This window comes from Sphingosinicella microcystinivorans (genome assembly GCF_027941835.1).
Taxonomy (GTDB): domain Bacteria; phylum Pseudomonadota; class Alphaproteobacteria; order Sphingomonadales; family Sphingomonadaceae; genus Sphingosinicella.
This window is the reverse complement of record NZ_CP116005.1, coordinates 1,032,154-1,048,738: the sequence shown is the minus strand read 5'-3', so window position 1 is coordinate 1,048,738 and position 16,585 is coordinate 1,032,154. Positions and strand designations below refer to the sequence as shown.

At 67.8% G+C, this 16,585-nt stretch carries 19 protein-coding genes and 1 tRNA gene; 8 read left to right on the top strand and 12 right to left on the bottom strand.

Features of this window, described 5'->3' with window-relative positions:
• Positions 1 to 21: 21 nt before the first annotated feature.
• Positions 22 to 1,116, top strand: coding sequence for a PstS family phosphate ABC transporter substrate-binding protein (locus tag PE061_RS05080; RefSeq protein WP_271258072.1), 1,095 nt, complete (start codon positions 22 to 24; stop codon positions 1,114 to 1,116).
• A 4-nt stretch (positions 1,117 to 1,120) separates the two neighbouring features.
• Here the strand turns inward: PE061_RS05080 and PE061_RS05075 are convergent, their stop codons facing one another.
• Positions 1,121 to 1,411, bottom strand: coding sequence for an usg protein (locus tag PE061_RS05075; protein ID WP_271258071.1), 291 nt, complete (start codon positions 1,409 to 1,411; stop codon positions 1,121 to 1,123).
• Between the two features lie 122 nt (positions 1,412 to 1,533).
• Between PE061_RS05075 and PE061_RS05070 the strand changes: the two genes are divergently transcribed.
• Positions 1,534 to 1,896, top strand: coding sequence for a hypothetical protein (locus tag PE061_RS05070; protein WP_271258070.1), 363 nt, complete (start codon positions 1,534 to 1,536; stop codon positions 1,894 to 1,896).
• A gap of 58 nt (positions 1,897 to 1,954) precedes the next feature.
• Here PE061_RS05070 and PE061_RS05065 read toward each other — a convergent pair whose 3' ends face one another.
• From PE061_RS05065 to PE061_RS05055, 3 genes are all read right to left on the bottom strand, one after another.
• Complete coding sequence (locus PE061_RS05065) at positions 1,955 to 2,506, bottom strand: hypothetical protein (protein ID WP_271258069.1); 552 nt, start codon at positions 2,504 to 2,506, stop codon at positions 1,955 to 1,957.
• A gap of 103 nt (positions 2,507 to 2,609) precedes the next feature.
• Positions 2,610 to 2,697: transfer RNA gene (locus PE061_RS05060), tRNA-Leu, on the bottom strand.
• 43 nt (positions 2,698 to 2,740) lie between these two features.
• A complete protein-coding gene (locus tag PE061_RS05055; RefSeq protein WP_271258068.1) occupies positions 2,741 to 3,493 on the bottom strand; it encodes a competence/damage-inducible protein A in 753 nt (250 codons plus the stop codon).
• A gap of 103 nt (positions 3,494 to 3,596) precedes the next feature.
• Here PE061_RS05055 and PE061_RS05050 point away from each other — a divergent pair, with 103 nt between their 5' ends.
• Positions 3,597 to 4,250, top strand: a complete 654-nt coding sequence (locus tag PE061_RS05050) for a murein L,D-transpeptidase catalytic domain family protein (RefSeq protein WP_271258067.1) — start codon at positions 3,597 to 3,599, stop codon at positions 4,248 to 4,250.
• A 10-nt stretch (positions 4,251 to 4,260) separates the two neighbouring features.
• Positions 4,261 to 5,079, top strand: a complete 819-nt coding sequence (gene map / locus PE061_RS05045; protein WP_271258066.1) for a type I methionyl aminopeptidase — start codon at positions 4,261 to 4,263, stop codon at positions 5,077 to 5,079.
• Here map and PE061_RS05040 read toward each other — a convergent pair.
• Together PE061_RS05040 and PE061_RS05035 are read right to left on the bottom strand one after the other, a co-directional pair.
• Positions 5,067 to 5,534: a GNAT family N-acetyltransferase gene (locus PE061_RS05040; protein ID WP_271258065.1), complete on the bottom strand. Its 468-nt coding sequence runs from the start codon at positions 5,532 to 5,534 to the stop codon at positions 5,067 to 5,069. The genes map and PE061_RS05040 overlap by 13 nt on opposite strands.
• Positions 5,534 to 6,700 carry an aminotransferase class V-fold PLP-dependent enzyme gene (locus PE061_RS05035; protein WP_271258064.1) on the bottom strand — a complete coding sequence of 389 codons (1,167 nt, stop codon included), beginning with the start codon at positions 6,698 to 6,700 and terminating at the stop codon, positions 5,534 to 5,536. The genes PE061_RS05040 and PE061_RS05035 overlap by 1 nt, the downstream gene beginning before the upstream one ends.
• Positions 6,701 to 6,752: 52 nt before the next feature.
• Here PE061_RS05035 and radC point away from each other — a divergent pair, with 52 nt between their 5' ends.
• Entirely contained in the window at positions 6,753 to 7,445 is a 693-nt protein-coding gene (gene radC, locus PE061_RS05030; RefSeq protein WP_271258063.1) for a RadC family protein, read from the top strand.
• Between the two features lie 56 nt (positions 7,446 to 7,501).
• Entirely contained in the window at positions 7,502 to 8,803 is a 1,302-nt protein-coding gene (gene purB, locus PE061_RS05025) for an adenylosuccinate lyase (RefSeq protein ID WP_271258062.1), read from the top strand.
• A gap of 21 nt (positions 8,804 to 8,824) precedes the next feature.
• Here the strand turns inward: purB and PE061_RS05020 are convergent, their stop codons facing one another.
• Positions 8,825 to 9,661: a helix-turn-helix domain-containing protein gene (locus PE061_RS05020; protein ID WP_271258061.1), complete on the bottom strand. Its 837-nt coding sequence runs from the start codon at positions 9,659 to 9,661 to the stop codon at positions 8,825 to 8,827.
• 88 nt (positions 9,662 to 9,749) lie between these two features.
• Positions 9,750 to 10,685 carry an isopenicillin N synthase family dioxygenase gene (locus PE061_RS05015; RefSeq protein WP_271258060.1) on the bottom strand — a complete coding sequence of 312 codons (936 nt, stop codon included), beginning with the start codon at positions 10,683 to 10,685 and terminating at the stop codon, positions 9,750 to 9,752.
• Between the two features lie 248 nt (positions 10,686 to 10,933).
• Here PE061_RS05015 and PE061_RS05010 point away from each other — a divergent pair, with 248 nt between their 5' ends.
• Positions 10,934 to 12,244 (top strand): M20 metallopeptidase family protein, encoded by a 1,311-nt coding sequence (locus tag PE061_RS05010; protein WP_271258059.1) that lies wholly within the window; start codon positions 10,934 to 10,936, stop codon positions 12,242 to 12,244.
• Between the two features lies 1 nt (position 12,245).
• Here PE061_RS05010 and gpmA read toward each other — a convergent pair whose 3' ends face one another.
• From gpmA to PE061_RS04995, 3 genes are read right to left on the bottom strand one after another with little or no spacing between them, the layout of a single operon-like run.
• Positions 12,246 to 12,935, bottom strand: a complete 690-nt coding sequence (gpmA, locus tag PE061_RS05005) for a 2,3-diphosphoglycerate-dependent phosphoglycerate mutase (RefSeq protein WP_271258058.1) — start codon at positions 12,933 to 12,935, stop codon at positions 12,246 to 12,248.
• Positions 12,936 to 12,951: 16 nt separating this feature from the next.
• On the bottom strand, positions 12,952 to 14,088 hold the full coding sequence (locus tag PE061_RS05000) for a M14 family metallopeptidase (protein ID WP_271258057.1): 1,137 nt from the start codon (positions 14,086 to 14,088) through the stop codon (positions 12,952 to 12,954).
• 21 nt (positions 14,089 to 14,109) lie between these two features.
• Complete coding sequence (locus PE061_RS04995; RefSeq protein WP_271258056.1) at positions 14,110 to 14,703, bottom strand: DUF4136 domain-containing protein; 594 nt, start codon at positions 14,701 to 14,703, stop codon at positions 14,110 to 14,112.
• Between the two features lie 132 nt (positions 14,704 to 14,835).
• On the opposite strand from PE061_RS04995, the gene galE reads away from it, so the two are divergent.
• Entirely contained in the window at positions 14,836 to 15,825 is a 990-nt protein-coding gene (gene galE, locus PE061_RS04990) for a UDP-glucose 4-epimerase GalE (RefSeq protein ID WP_271258055.1), read from the top strand.
• A gap of 4 nt (positions 15,826 to 15,829) precedes the next feature.
• Here the strand turns inward: galE and PE061_RS04985 are convergent, their stop codons facing one another.
• Entirely contained in the window at positions 15,830 to 16,585 is a 756-nt protein-coding gene (locus PE061_RS04985) for a metallophosphoesterase (RefSeq protein WP_271258054.1), read from the bottom strand.

The following is a 16,585-nucleotide window of genomic DNA, read 5'->3' as shown; positions in this document are numbered from 1 at the left end:
ATTCAGCGGAGACACGGACCCATGCGCATCACCAGCCTTGCTCTTGCCGGTATCGGCCTCATGGCGCTCGCCGCCTGCGATTCGTCCCCCGCGCCCACGCCGCCGCAGGGCGGCGAGGCGGCCGCGACCGGCGGCGTGAACGTCTCCGGCCCGGCGCTGCGCATCGTCGGCTCGTCCACGGTCTACCCGTTCACCACGGCGGTCGCCGAGAACTTCCGCCGCAAGTACCCGGCGGCGGCGGCGCCGATCGTCGAATCGACCGGCACCGGCGGCGGCATCAAATTGTTCTGCGGCGGCGTCGGCACGCAGCATCCGGACATCGCCAACGCCTCGCGCCGCATCAAGAAGAGCGAGGTCGAGCTTTGCAATGCGAACGGCGTCAAGCAGATCGTCGAGGTTCAGGTCGGGCTCGACGGCATCGCCATCGCGCAGGCGAAGTCCGACGCGCATCTCGACGTGACGCCCGCGCAGATCTTCCTCGCGCTCGCCGCGACGAAGCCGGACGGGTCGAAGAACAGCGTCACCACGTGGAACCAGATCGACCCGAAGCTGCCGAACCGCAAGATCGAGGTGCTCGGCCCGCCGCCGACCTCCGGCACGCGCGACGCCTTCAACGAGCTCGTGATGGAGGTAGGTTGCGCGACCTTCCCGAATTTGAAGGCGCTGAAGGACACGAACGAAAACGAGTACAAGACGCGCTGCACTCGGCTCCGCGAGGACGGCGCCTATGTGGAGGCGGGCGAGAACGACAACCTCATCGTCCAGAAGCTCGTCGCCAATCCCACCGCGGTCGGCATCTTCGGCTATTCCTATCTGGAAGAGAACCTCGACAAGATCGAGGGCGTGAAGATGGGCGGCGTCGCGCCGGAATACGAGGCGATCGCCAGCGGCGCCTACCCGGCCTCGCGTCCACTCTACATCTACGTGAAGGGCGAGCACGCCCGCGCCAAGCCGGCGCTCGCCGTGTTCCTTCAAGAATACACCAGCGAGGCGGCGTTCGGCCCCGAAGGCTACCTCAAGTCGCGCGGCCTCATCGCCGAGCCGGACGCCGAGCGCAAGGCGAGCGCGGCTGCCGCGGCCGCGCTGACGCCGCTCGACGTCGCCGCGCTCAAGTAGGCGGTCAGTTCAGCCGCAGCTCGCGGTCGACGAAGCGGTATTCGGCCGGGCGGATCAGCGCGTCGTGCATGATCCGCACCGAGTGCAGCATCCCGTCGATGCTGTGCGACCAGAAATCGAGGAACCCGATCAGCCGCGGAAAGCGCGGCGGCACGTCCAGCGTCTGCCACGTGAAGCTCTGCAGCACGTGCGGGTGGTCCGGCATGTGGTAGAGGATGTCGGCGGTCAGCAGGCGCCAGTCCTGCATCCGCCGGGCGAATTCACCGTCAACGCTACGCGGTACGTCATCGTGCATCGCAAGTTCCTTCCCTGTGGAACCCAGGCACAGGGAATCATGCCGTCACACGGCTGTAAATATCCTTAACGAGGGCGATCGGCCTGCTCGCCCTGCGCCCGGATTGCTGTTAGCCGGTAAGCATGAAACGCTTCCGCATCATCACCTTCGCCGCCGGCGGCCTGCTTGCCGCGAGCGAGCTTGCCCGCTGGTGGGGCAACCCGCGCCTCGTTCCGCTCGCCTTCGACGAGCTGCTGGTCGGCGGTGCGCTCGCGGTCGCCGCGCTGGCGACGAAGCGCGGCCCCGCGGCCCTCGCCGCCGCATGGGGCGCCTTCTGCGGCCTCGTTCTCTCGCTCCTCGTCCCTACGCTCGACCACCTGCTCTACGGACCGCCCAAGCAGGGCGCGGGCTTCTACGGCGTGGTCCTCACCGCGATGCTGGCGCTCGGCCTCGCGGCGCTGGCCCACGCGCTGACCCTCGGACGCGAGGGGCGGAGGGCGCGCTGACATCTGCGGAAAGAAAAGAGCATTCGGACGGTTCCGGAATGCTCTTTTCGTCAGTGCATCAATACGGGATCGGCCGGTCCGTAAATGCCGTCACCATCTGGCCGGGCAGCATCACGGCGGAGCGGCCGCTCACCAGCCAGGTCGCGAAGACCGCGGCGACGGTGTTGCCCTTGCCTTCCTGCCGATGGGTGCCGCGCATCGGATAGTCCACGCCGCGCACGTTGATCTTGTCGAAGTTGAGTTCGAACTTCCCGGATTTCCCGCCGACGGCCTTGCCGGTCTTCCACGTCACCGTGGCCTCGACCTTCGATCCCCGCGGGATCGCGACCGCACCGCCTTCAACCACGTCGTTCACGACCGTGAAGTTGAATTTGTTTCCGACCTCGATGGCTTTCGATGAGATTTCGCTGTCCGACGTTATTTGTACTTGTGTGCTGGCCGGCAGTTCCCGTGAAACCGGAGGTTGTTCGGGCGCCTGTACTTCCGGTTCCGGAGACGAAGCTTGGACCGTTTCCTGAACTTGTACGTCTTCCGGCTTGGCGTCTTGTGCTTGCAGGGATGTGGCAGAAAAAAGCAAGGCAAAGCAGGTCGCTGGTATGGCGATTTTCATAAGTCCCCCAATAGAGCGGCACCGATGCGCCGCGCGGCAAGCATCATATTGACATGCGGGATGTCAAATGGATTTGGCTGTTCTTCGAGCTGCTCTGCCGAGCTGGTGCCCACGGCCGGGATCGAACCGGCACGCCTGAAACAGGCGAGGGATTTTAAGTCCCTTGCGTCTACCAATTCCGCCACGTGGGCCGCTGCGGTCTCCGGCTTGCGTAGCGCCGGGCGGGGGCGGGGTCTAGATGGCGCCGTCGAGGGGCTGGTGCCCGGCGGCGGAAAGCGCGTCCATCAGCCGCTCTGCGGCGTCGTCGAGCGCGGTGCGTTCGCGGCTGCGGATCACGAAGTTGGCGCCGATGCGACCGTCGCGCCAGAAGGGGTAGCTGCCGATCTGGATGCCGGGCTTCTCCTGCTCCACGGCGATCAGGATTTCGGACACGCTGCTTTCGGGCACCCACGCGCCCACGGTGCGGTCGAGCACGGGAAGCCCGCCTTCCAGCTTGCCGTCGAGGCCGGCGAGCATACCCTGCGTGATCTTGGGCACGCCCGCCAGCATGTAGACGTTGCCGATGCGAATGCCCGGCGCGCCCGAAACCGGGTTCTCGATGAGGTCGGCGCCATCGGGAACGCGCGCCATGCGCAGCCGCGCCTCGGTGATGCGGTCGCCGTAGTATTGCCGCAGCATCGCCTCGGCGGTCGGGTGCAGAACGACGGGAACGCCGAACGCCTCCGCGACCGCGTCGACGCTGATGTCGTCGTGCGTCGGCCCGATGCCGCCGGTGGTGAACACATAGTCGCACACGGCGCGGCAGGCATTGACGGCGGCGACGATGGCACCCATCTGGTCGGGCACGACGCGCGCCTCGGCGAGCTGGATTCCCTGAATGTTAAGCCATTTCGCGAGATAGGCGAGGTTGGCGTCCTGGGTCCGGCCGGAGAGAATCTCGTCGCCGATGACGATGAGCGCGGCGGTCCAGATGCGGGTTTCAGCCATGCGGTTATCCGTAGCCGCAGCGGCAAACAGGGTAAAGCGTGATGGCGCGGCGCCGCGGCGCCGTTGCCGGATCGGGCCGGTTTAGGGTATTCGGAGCGACGACATGATCGGGATTCTCACTTTTGCCCTGCTCGCGGCCCCCGCGCCGAAGGCTGTCACGCTCGATGCGGACGTGCGCCGCGCGGCGCTCGATGTCGTCTCCTGCGCGCAGGCGTCGGGCATCGGCAAGGATGCCCGCAGCGTCACGATCATTGATTACGGTCGCACCTCGCTGGAGCCGCGCCTGTGGGTCGTCGACCTGAAGACGGGTGCCGCGCTCGTGCAGGAGTATGTCGCGCACGGCCGCAATTCGGGCGACAATCGCACGACGAGCTTCTCGAACGCGATGAACTCGCACCAGTCGAGCCTCGGTCTCTTCGTCACCGCCGAGACCTACATGGGCTCGAACGGCTATTCGCTCCGCATGGACGGGCTCGTTCCCGGCATCAACGATGCGGCGCGGGCGCGCGCGATCGTCATGCACGGCGCGCCCTATGTGAACCCGGACGCGGGCGCGAAGCAGGGCCGCCTCGGGCGCAGCTGGGGATGCCCGGCGCTGCGCAGCGCGGTCGCGCGCGGCGTCATCGACCTCATCAAGGGCGGCAATTTCGTCTTCGCCTGGCACCCGGACAAGGATTGGGTCGGCACGTCGCCCTACGGCAAGTGCGTCGTCGCCATGCAGGATCGTCCGGCTGGCGCCAGCCGGACGGCGCGTTAGGATAGGTTTCATGGACATGGAAGTTTCAGACGTCATTCTCGACGCGTCCGGCATCAAGCTGCACGGGCCCGAAGCCTTCGAGGGCATGCGCCGTGCCGGCCGCCTCGCGGCGGAGGCGCTCGACATGCTGGTGCCGCACGTCGTGCCCGGCGCCCGCACCATCGACCTCGACACGATGGTCTACGAGTTCGTGCGCGAGCGCGGCGGCGTTCCCGCCACCGTGTTCTACAAGGGCTACAGCCATTCGAGCTGCATCAGCATCAACCACGTCGTCTGCCACGGCATCCCCGGCCCGAAGCGGCTGGTGAAGGGCGACATCGCCAATATCGACATCACCGTCATCGTCGACGGCTGGCACGGCGACACCAGCCGCATGTTCCTCGTCGGCGACGTGCCGCTGAAGGCGCGCCGCCTCGTCGACATCACCTATGAATGCCTGATGCGCGGGATCGCGGCGGCGAAGCCGGGCAACCGCCTCGGCGACATCGGCCACGCCATCCAGTCCTACGCCGAGGAGCAGCGCTGCGGCATCGTGCGCGACTTCTGCGGCCACGGCCTCGGCCGCATGTTCCACGACGAGCCGAGCGTCGTCCATGTCGGCAAGCCGGGGCGCGGCGTGCTGCTGAAGCCCGGCATGTTCTTCACCATCGAGCCGATGATCAACCTCGGCCGCGCCGACGTGAAGGTGCTCGACGACGGCTGGACGGCGGTGACGCGCGACCGCTCGCTCTCCGCGCAGTTCGAGCACTCGATCGGCATCACCGAAACCGGCTGCGAGATCTTCACGAAGTCGCCCGCCGGCCTCGATCACCCGCCCTACGCGGTCTGATCCAGCGCCAGCGTCATGCAGACGCTGTAGGGGTCCTCACGGTAGTCCCCGAACGGCGGGCACAGCGTGAAGCCGCGGCTCGCATAGAGCAGCCGCGCGGCGTCGAACGCGGCGGGCGTCCCCGTCTCCAGGCTGAGGCGTGCATAGCCGCGCCGCCGCGCCTCGTCGATGATGTGGTCGAGCAGGATCGTCGCGACGCCGCGCCTGCGGTAGCGCTCGTCCGTCCGCATCGACTTGATCTCGCCGTGGCGCGCGTCGAGTTCGCGCAGCGCGCCGCAGCCCATGAGCACGCCCTCGTCCCACACGGTCCAGAAGGTGATGTCGGGCGCGCGCAGCGCATCGAGGTCGAGCGCGTGCACGCTTTCCGGCGGCGAGTGGCGGTGCATGTCGTCGAGGTGCGCCTGCAAAAGCGCGGTGATCTCCGGCCCCCGCAGGTCGTCGAGGCGAATCTCCATCAGCCGAGCGCCGTCTTCAGCACTGCGATCAGCCGGTCGCAGTCGGCATCGTCGTTGTAGAGGTGCGGCGTCACGCGCAGCGAGCGGCTGCGCAGCGAGACGAAGACGTTTTCCCCGGCCAGCCGCTCCGGCAGCCCGGCGGGTACGTCGCCCGGAAAGCCGAGCGAGAGGAAGTGCGGCGCGCGCGTCGCCGGATCGGGCGCGAGAAGGCCGATACCCTGCGCCGCCTCGCCGAGCCCGAGGGTCCGCGTGCCGAGCGTTTCGGCGATGCGCGCGATACCCCAGCCGAGCAGCATGTCGATGGCGGCGGCGGCGCCCATCAGCAAGGGGGGATTCGCCTTCTCGCCCATGTCGAAGCGGCGTGCGCCGGGCTGGAAGTCGTTCCGGTAGTCGACGAGCCGCGAGAAATCCTCGCTGCCGCCGCGGTTCATCCAGTTGTGCTCGATGGGCGTGCCGCCGTGATGCTTCGGCGCCGCGTAGAGCATACCGATGCCGTAGGGGCCCATCGCCCACTTGTAGCAGGCGGCGGCCATGAAATCGGGCTGCACGCGGGCGACATCGAACGGCAGCGCGCCGAGCGACTGGGTGAGGTCGAGCACGAGCGCCGCGCCGACCCTGCGGCACGCCGCGCCCACCGCTTCCAGATCAACGAGCCCGCCGTCCGCCCAGTGGCAGTTCGGCACGGCGACGAGCCCCGTGTCCGGGCCGATCGCGGCGAGCACCGAGGGCGTCCACGCGTCGCCGTCACCGCGCTTCACGGTGACGATGCGCGCGCCGCACGCGATGGCGTGCTCGCGCCACACGTAGAGGTTGGAGGGGAACTGGTCGGCGAGAACCACGATCTCCTGCCCGCGCCCAAGCGGCAGGTTCCGCGCCGCGACGGCGAGCCCGTAGCTGACCGAGGGCACGACCGCGAAATCGTCCGGACTGCCGCCCGCCAGCGCTGCGAACCGGGTGCGCGCCGCCTCGGTGTGTGCGAAGAAGTCCGCGGGCCGATAGGTCCACGGCGCAGCCTTCAGCGCCGTGCCCTTGTCCATCGCCGCCACGACCTCGTGCGCCAGCGGCGACATGTAGGCGCAGTTGAGATAGGCGACCTCGCGCGGAATGTCGAAGCGGTCGCGCTGGCAGGGGATCAGGCTCATGCGTCCGTTAAGCCAGAAGGGCATGGCGCCCGCAAGGGACTGGTCTTCGCCCCCGGCTTGCGGCTAGCTTCGTTTCATGGCCGATACGGATTCCGATTCGGGCGCTGATGCCGGTCACCGCGCCCGGATGCGCACGCGTATGCTTCAGGGCGGCGGCGATGCGTTCCACGACTACGAGCTGCTCGAATACGTGCTCGGCCTCGCGATTCCGCGGCGCGACACCAAGCCGCTCGCGAAGGTGCTGATCGCGCGCTTCCAGTCGTTCGCCGCGGTGATCGCGGCCGAGCCGCGCGACCTGAAGCGCGTGCCGGGCGTCGGCGACACGGTGATCGCGACGCTCGGCTTCGTGCGCGCCGCCGCGCTCAGGCTCCAGCGCGCGAACATCTACGGGAAGCCGGTGCTCGCCGGCTGGCAGGCGCTGCTCGACTATCTCCATGCCGACATGGCGCATCTGGGGCGCGAGCGCTTCCGCGTGCTGTTCCTCGATTCGCGCAACGTGCTGATCGCGGACGAGGCGATGTCGGACGGCACCGTGAACCAGACCTCGGTGTACGTGCGCGAGGTGATTCACCGTGCGCTCGACCTCGGCGCCACTGCGCTGATCCTCGTGCACAACCATCCTTCGGGCGATCCCAAGCCGAGCCGGGACGACATCCAGCTCACGAACCACATCCGCGATGCGGCGCGCGTGCTCGGCGTCCAGCTTCACGACCACATCGTCATCGGCCGCGAGGGCCACGCCAGCTTTAAGGCGCTCGGGCTGCTCTAGTGCTGGAAACGAACGGGGCGGTCTGCTAACCGCGCGGCCCTGACAGGAGCCCACGCATGATTCCACGCTACAGCCGCCCCGAGATGACGACGATCTGGGAACCCGAAACCCGTTTCCGGATCTGGTTCGAGATCGAGGCGCACGCCACGGACGCGCTCGCCGACCTTGGCGTGGTGCCGAAGGACGCGGCGAAGGCGGTGTGGGAGCGCGGCGGCTTCGATGTCGCCCGCATCGACGAGATCGAGCGCGAGGTGAAGCACGACGTGATCGCCTTCCTCACCAGCCTTGCCGAGCACGTCGGCGAGGAGGCGCGCTTCGTCCATCAGGGGATGACCAGCTCGGACGTGCTCGACACGTGCCTCAACGTCCAGCTCGTGCGCGCGGCGGATATCCTCATCGCCGACCTCGATGCGCTGCTCGCCGCGATCAAGCGCCGTGCGCTTGAGCACAAGATGACGCCGACGATGGGCCGCAGCCACGGCATCCACGCCGAACCGACCACGTTCGGCCTCAAGCTCGCGCAGGCCTATGCGGAGTTCGAACGCTGCCGTGCGCGCATGGTCGCGGCGCGAGAGGAGATCGCCACCTGCGCGATTTCGGGCGCGGTCGGCACGTTCGCGAACATCGACCCGCGCGTCGAGGAGCATGTCGCGAAGGCGATGGGGCTGACGCCCGAGCCGGTGTCCACGCAGGTCATTCCGCGTGACCGCCATGCCATGTATTTCGCGACGCTCGGTGTCATCGCCTCCTCGGTCGAGCGGCTGGCGGTCGAGATCCGCCACCTCCAGCGCACCGAGGTGCTGGAGGCGGAGGAGTATTTCTCGCCGGGGCAGAAAGGCTCGTCGGCGATGCCGCACAAGCGCAACCCGGTGCTCACCGAGAATCTCACCGGCCTCGCGCGCCTCGTGCGCGGCTATTCGATCCCGGCGATGGAGAACGTCGCGCTCTGGCACGAACGCGACATCTCGCATTCGTCCGTCGAGCGCATGATCGGGCCGGACGCGACGGTGACGCTCGACTTCGCGCTCGTCCGCCTCACCGGCGTCGTCGACAAGCTCGTCGTCTATCCCGAGCGGATGCGGAAGAACCTCGACAAGATGGGCGGGCTCATCCATTCCCAGCGCGTGCTGCTGGCGCTGACGCAGGCTGGCGTCAGCCGCGAGGATTCGTACCGGCTCGTGCAGAGGAACGCCATGAAGGTGTGGGATTCGGACGGGCAGCTCCAGCTTCTCGACCTGCTGAAGGCGGACCCGGACGTCACCGCGCGCCTGTCGAACGCGGACCTCGAAGGCCTGTTCGACCTCGGCTACCACTTCAAGCACGTCGACACGATCTTCCGCCGCGTCTTCGGCGAATAGGAGGGAAGACGCGCGCGCCGCTCAGTACGTGTGGTGCTTGCGGTCCTGCCGGAGCTGGATTCCCGCATCGAGTAGCGGCGTCGGGGTGCGTTCGAATTCGGCGGGCGTCATGCCGATGAAGTGCTTGAACTCGCGCGTGCGGTGCGACTGGTCGAAATAGCGCAGCGCGGCGAGATACTCGTCGTCCGGATCGCCGAGGCCGCGCATCGCGGCGGCCATGTCGAGGAATCGGCTGCGGCGCATCACGGTTTTCGGCGTGTGCCCGAAATGCGCCGTCGACAGGCGTTCGAGCTGGCGCGACGAGATGCCGAGCTGCTCGGCGAGGTCTTCGACGCGCGTCGCGCTGTCGAGGCGCGCGACGGTTTCGAGATGCTGCATGGCGGCGTTCACGCGCGCCGACGCCTTCAGCTGCGCGGTGATCGCCTCCTCGCAGATCGAGACGATCGCATCGTCGTCCGTGAGCTTTGCGACGGTCGCAAGCCGCGCCTCGGCGCCTTCGTTCCACACGTCGGCGAGCCGCACCATGCGGTCCGCGAAGTCCGAGGCCGGGCGGTCGGAAAGCGCGCGCCAGCCCGACGGGCGCAGCGCGATACCGACGATGAAGAAGGGGCCGCGCACCCGCACCTTGAACGGCCGCGCATTCGCGCCGAAGAACAGCACGTCGCCCGGCCGCTCCCACTGCCCCGGCGCGGTTTCCGCCGCCCAGTCGCCGGTGATGAGGATACGGATGAACGCGGTTTCGGCGAGCAGTCGGTCGATCATGGTGAAATCGGGGGGCAGCGGCGCCCGAAACACATAGTGGCGCGCGATATAGGGCGCGAGGTGCGAAGATGGTGCATAGTTGCGCGACTGCAGCATGAACGGCTCTTCCGGCTCGATTATGTTACGTGGCGCAACTGATTACGAGCGCGTATTGTTCCGCATCCGCAAGAAAAATCCTGCGGATTCAGAGAAGCCTGATCTCCCGAAGGCGTTGCAGCAGGTAGGCGTTGGCGGTCAGGCCCTCGGGGTAACGGTCGGGATTTTCCGGCGTGATGCATCCCGGCAGCGTCTCGATCAGATAGTCGGGCGCGAAGTGCAGGAAGAACGGCATCGAATAGCGCGCGCGCCTTGCCGCCTCGCCGACCGGGTTGGCGACGCGGTGCGTCGTCGATGGCAGCACGTGGTTTGTGAGCCGCTGCAGCATGTCGCCGATATTGACGACGAGCGCGCCTTCGGGCGGTTTCACCGGAAGCCATGCGCCTTCGCGCGTCAGCAGTTCGAGCCCGGCCTCTTCCGCGCCCAGCAGCAGCGTGATGACGTTGATGTCCTCGTGCGCGGCGGCGCGGATGCCGTTCGGGGCAGCGGGCTGGGGCGGATAGTGCAGGAAGCGCAGCACGCTGTTGCCGTCGCGCGTCGGCCCGGCGAAGAAGCCCGCCGGCAGGTCGAGGCCGATGGCGATGGCTTCGAGGAGGCGCGCGCCCGCCGCTTCGAACGCCGCGAAGATGCCGAGCGCCGCCTCGCGGAAGCCCGGGACGTCGGGCCAGATGTTGGGCGGCATGTCGGCAGCGTAGCGGTGCCCGGCGGGAAGCTCCCGCCCGACGTGCCAGAACTCCTTCTGATCCACCTCCGCCGCATCCTTCGCGGCCTCGACGCCGAACGGCGTGTAGCCGCGCGCGCCGCCGGTGCCCTTGATGTGCCATTGCCGCTTCGCCGCATCGGGCAGCGCGAACAGCCGCCGCGCTGCCGCCTCGGCCTCGCGGACGGCTCCGGCCGGGATGCCGTGATCCGTCACGACGCCGAAGCCGTATGTCCGGAAGTCGTGCATCAGTTGCTGCGAAAAATCGGCGGGACGACCTCCGATCGAAACGGGGCTCAGTCGGTCGGCGGTCAAGGTGGTCATCTCGCGGGCTCTGATGCTCTTTTCGCAAGGGAAATCTTAGCGCGGAGGGAACCGCTTGTCGCCTCCGGTGTTGTCTCATCCGACTCGCGCGATTTCTGCCCCCAACGTGCGCGGGTCACCCTGCCCGAAGGAGTGGGCCGCGTCGGATACTATGCCGGCGCGGCCCTTTCCATATGAGACGCGGTCCTTTCGAAAGGACTTTTGCGAAACGAGCCTTTAGGGTCGTCGCTTCGAATGGGGAGAAGCCGATGCGCCGTTTCGTTGCCGCCGCCGTTTTCATGGGCCTTGCCGGGCCTGCCGCCGCCGATGCGCTCACCGATGCGGTCGCGGCGGATACGCCCTATCTGGTGGCGCTCTACAAGCATCTCCATGCCAATCCCGAGGTTTCGTTCCAGGAGGTGGAAACCTCCGCGCGCATGGCGGCTGAGCTGAAGAAAGCGGGATTCACCGTGACGACCGGCGTCGGCAAGACCGGCGTCGTCGCGGTCCTGAAGAACGGCGACGGACCGGTGGTGATGCTGCGCGCGGATATGGACGCGTTGCCCGTCACCGAGGAAACCGGCCTGCCCTATGCCAGCAGGAAGACCATTCAGGTTCCGGGTGTCGGCGCCTCCGGCGTGATGCACGCCTGCGGGCACGACATCCACATGACGAGCATGATCGGCACCGCGCGGCGGCTGGCGGCGACGAAGGCCGAATGGTCGGGCACGCTCGTCGTCATCATGCAGCCCGCCGAGGAGATGGGCAGCGGCGCGCGCGACATGCTGGCGGACGGCCTCTACGAACGCTTCCCGAAGCCCGCGCACGTGATCGGCCTGCACGACAGCGCGACGCTGCCGGCCGGCACGCTCGGCATTTCGGACGGCTTCGTCATGGCGAACGTCGATTCGGTCGATATCGAGGTGAAGGGCAAGGGCGGCCACGGCGCCTATCCGCACACCACGAAGGACCCGATCGTGCTCGCCAGCCGCATCGTCGGCGCGCTGCAGACGCTCGTCAGCCGCGAGACCGATCCGCAGACGCCCGCGGTGGTGACGGTGGGCGCGTTCAACGCGGGCACGAAGCACAACATCATCTCCAACGCGGCGCATCTCCAGCTCACCGTGCGCAGCTATTCGGACGAGATGCGGCAGTTCCTGCTGGACGGCATCGCACGGATCGCGCGCGGCGAGGCGATCGCGGCGGGGATGCCCGAGGACCTGATGCCGGTGGTGACGGTGGCGGACCAGTTCACGCCCGCCACCTACAATACGCCGACACAAACGGCGTCGATCAAGGACGCCTTCGTCGAACGCTTCGGCGCGGACAAGGTGAAGCCCTATCGCCCGGAAATGGGCGGCGAGGACTTCAGCCGCTACTATCGCGAGGACAGGAGCATCGAGAGCACGCTGTTCCGCGTCGGCGCGGTCAGGCAATCGACCCATGACGCGGCGGGCGGCGACCCGACGAAGCTGCCCTCGCTCCATTCCTCGAAGTTCGCGCCTGACCCCGAGCCGACGATCCGCACCGGCGTCGAGGCGATGGTGACGGCGGCGCGGACGATGCTCGGCAAGCGCTGAATCAGGCGCGGTCTTTCAGGTAATAGCGCTCGATCTCCCTGAGGTCGGCGTCCAGCTCGTAGACAAGCGGCTGGCCGGTCGGGATTTCGAGCGTCGGGATCTCGTCGTCCGAAATGCCCGACAGGTGCTTCACGAGCGCGCGCAGGCTGTTGCCGTGCGCGGAGATCACGACGCGCTCGCCGGCTTTCAGGCGCGGCGCGATTGCGGCGTCCCAATAGGGCAGCACGCGGGCGATCGTGTCCTTCAGGCTCTCGGTGCGCGGCACGGCGACGCCCGCGTAGCGGCGGTCCTTCGAGACGTCGAATTCGCTGCCTGCTTCAAGCTCGGGGGGCGGGATGTCGAAGCTGCGGCGCCAGATGTGCACCTGCTCCGCGCCCACCTTGTCGACCATCTGCTGCTTGTTGAGCCCGGTGAGCCCGCCGTAATGGCGCTCGTTGAGGCGCCAGTCCTTGATGACGGGCAGCCAGAGGCGGCCCATCTCCTCCAGCACGAGGTTCAGCGTCTTGATCGCGCGGGTCTGGACGCTGGTGAAGCAGATGTCGAAATCGAAGCCGGTGCCCGCGAGCAGGCGGCCCGCGGCGCGGGCTTCGGCGGCGCCCTGTTCGGTGACGTCGACGTCCCACCAGCCGGTGAAGCGGTTTTCAAGGTTCCAGGCCGACTGGCCGTGGCGCAGCAGTACGAGACGGGGCATTGTTTGATCCTGACGGTCAGCGGAGTTGGGGAAGCACTTCGAGCGCGGCGGCGAGGCAATCGCGCCCCAGCGCCTTCGAACGCGCGGGCGACCAGCCGTAGACGGGGTCCGGCGCGACGTTCGCGTCCTTGAACGGCATTTCCAGCGTCATCGACAGACAGCCGAAGCGCTCGGCGAGCGCGTTGGTGGCGATCGTGAGGTTCGCCTTGCCGGGCGGCGGGATCTCGTAGCCGTCGACGGTCTGGAAATCCGGCGAGATTCGGTCGAGGACGGCGATGTAGACCGCGAGCCGGTCGGTCATCGCCTCAGTGATCGAGGGGATGCCCTCGAAACCCGCGAGAAAGTTGTTGGGGATCGCCTCGTCGCCGTGGACGTCGAGCACGAAGTCCGGCTTGTCGCGGTCCATGCGGGCGAGCACCGAATGGACCTCGGGGCTGCGTTCGAGCGACGGCGACGCCCATTCGCGGTTGAGGTTCACGCCGACGGCGTTCGTCCTGAGGTGCCCGCGCCGCGAGCCGTCCGGGTTCATGTTGGGAACGAAGCGCAGCGTGGCCTTCGCGCGGAGCGCGCGGGCCACGGGGTCGGCCGGGTCGATCAGGCGTTCGAGCGCGCCTTCCATCCACCATTCGGCCATCGTCTCGCCGGGGTGCTGGCGGGCGATGAACCACAGGCTCACCGGGCCTTCGCCGATCGTCAGCAGGTCCATGTCCTGCCCGTCGAGCGTCTTTCCGATCACCTCGCCGGTCACGCCCGGCGCGCGGCCGATGCGGGCGACGAGATCGTTGTGCCGCTCCATGCTGTAGGGCGCGAAATAGGCGATCCAGACGCTGTCCTGCTCGGGCGTCAGCCGAATCGTGAGCGTGCCGCCGTCCGCGGCCTTGTCGTAGGTTGTATCGGCGCGCCGCCAGTCGCTGCGGTCGGAGGAGACGACCGCGCGGTAATCGGGCCAGCCGCCGGGATAGGCGGAGGCCTCGAGGCCCGTGAGGCGGATGACGCAAGGCTCGCCGCGCACACCCGAGAGGCGGAAATAGAACCACTGCGCGAATTCCGACATGTGGTCGCGCGGAATGGTGAGCACGATGTCGTCCGCGCGCTCGGCGCGCGTGACGGCGATATTGCCGCCGTCGAAGGCGGCGGAAACGGTGACGGCCATGAAACTCCTGCTGCGCGGGGCTTACTGGGATTTGTATGTCACCGTTTGGCCCGACGTGCCCGGAAAGTCACGCAAAAGTGCATCGGCAAGCGCGGGCATGGCCGCCGACAGCGGCCCGTAGCGCGAGCTGCTGCCCGCCTCCGCGACCGCGCGGCCTTCCCACACGACGCTCTTGTCAGAGGCGCGCTCGATCTTGAGCGCAAGCATGTTGATCGCGGTTGCCCTGCTCTTCTTCTCGCCGACGCCGAAGCTGGTGCCGAGGCCGACACCGACGTTCTTGCCGAACGTGCCGCCGCCGATGCCGATCGTGACCGGAGAGCCGCCGCCGACGCCTTCGCGCACGGTCTGGCCGTAGGCGAGGACGCCGATGTACTCCGCGCCTTCGCGCGCCTCAGCAGGCGTGAAGCCGTGCTCGGCAAGCTCGGTGCCGACGACCGACGCATGGTTCTGGAACTCGAGCGTTCCGGCCGCGGCCTTGTCGATGGGTTCGAGATAGATGCTGCCGCGCAGCCCCGGCGGCGTCATGTGGAAGCGCGTGACGTCGGCCTCGAAACGGTTGGTGGTGCAGGCGGCGAGAAGTGCGAGCGCGGTGAGCGCAAGGGCCTGTTTCTGCATTGCGGTTCCCCTGAAACGATTGAGCGAGTCTATCGCATCATTCTGTGGCTTCACAGCTTTCATGTGCCTGAACGGCTTGCGGGGGCCGCCGTGTCCGCATATCGGGCAAGCGTAAGAGACGGGAGTGGCGATATGGCATCGGTTCTGGTGACAGGCGGCGCGGGCTATATCGGCAGCCATGCAGTGCTCGCCCTGAAGGACGCGGGGCACCGGGTCTCGGTGATCGACAATCTCGTGACCGGCTTCCGCTGGGCGGTGCCGGAGGACGTGCCCTTCTACGAGGGGAACGTCGCCGACGAGGCGCTGGTGGGCCGCATCGCCGCCGAGCAGGGCATAGACGCCATCATGCACTTCGCGGGATCGGTGGTGGTGCCGGAATCGGTCAGCGACCCGCTGAAATACTATCGCAACAACACGGCAGCGAGCCGCACGCTGATCGAATCGGCGGTGCGAAACAGCGTGAAGCACTTCATCTTCTCGTCGACCGCGGCCGTGTACGGCATCCCGGAGCATACGCCCGTGGACGAGGAGACGCCGCGGCTTCCGATCAACCCCTACGGCACCTCCAAGCTGATGACGGAGTTCATGCTTGCGGACGTCGCGGCCGCGCACCCGATCAACTATGCGGCGCTGCGCTACTTCAACGTCGCGGGCGCGGACCCGGCGGGGCGTACCGGCCAGTCGACGGCGGGGGCGACGCATCTCATCAAGGTGGCGGTCGAGACGGCGACGGGCAAGCGATCCCATGTCTCGGTGTTCGGCACCGACTATGCGACGCCGGACGGCACCGGCGTGCGCGACTATATCCACGTCAGCGACCTTGCCGCCGCGCACGTGCTGGCGCTGGACTGGCTGATGGAACGCCCGGAGGAGTCGGTGACGCTCAACTGCGGCTACAACCGCGGTTTCTCCGTGCTGGAAGTGCTGGACGCGGTCGAGCGTGTCTCGGGTCGCAGGATCGAGCGGCGCATGGAACCGCGCCGCGCGGGCGATCCCGATGCGCTGGTGGCCGAGAACGCGAAGATCCTCGAAACCTTCCGCTGGCAGCCGCGCCACGGCAATCTCGACACGATCGTCTCCCACGCGCTTGCGTGGGAAGAAAAGCTCGCCGCGCGCGGCTGACCCGTCAGGTCGAAAGAAACCGGCGCGTGTCGCCTTCCAGCACCATCGCAGTGAGGCGGCCGGTGGCGTAGGCGCCGGTGTCGATGCCGGTGCGGTTCGCCTGCGCGTCCACGTCGCGCGTGATCGAGTGGCCGTGGACGACGTGGAAGCCGTGATCGCCCTTGTGTTCGAGGAAGGCCTCGCGAATCCAGATGAGGTCGCGCTGGCGCTGCTCCTCCATCGGCACGCCGGGGCGGATACCCGCATGGACGAACAGATAGTCGCCTTCGCGGCGCATCAGCGCCAGCGATTCGAGAAGCTCGACATGCGCGCGCGGCATCGCCTCGCGGAGCGCGCCGAGCGCGGCGGCCTCGTCATCGCCGAAGGCGAGCGCCGCGGGGAGCCCGTAACTCGCCAGCGTCTCGCGGCCGCCGTGCATCAGCCATGCGGGATAGAGCGAGTCGTCCTCGCGCGGGCGGCCGCTGACGAGGTGGGAGAGGATCGATTCGTGGTTGCCCTTGAGCAGCGTCCAGCGCCGGCCCTGGGGTGGCCCCTCCACGAGCCGGTCGAGCACGGCGGCCGACGCGCTCCCCCGGTCGATGTAGTCGCCGAGGAAGACGATCTCCGAATCGCCGCTCCAGCCCGCGAGGTCGGCGTCGATCCGGCCGAGCAGCGCGTCCATCAGGTCGCGGCGGCCGTGGATGTCGCCGATCGCATAGAGGCGCAGACCTTCCGGCAGGCGGTCGATGCGTTTGGGACGGGATCGGAAGCGGGACAGCAT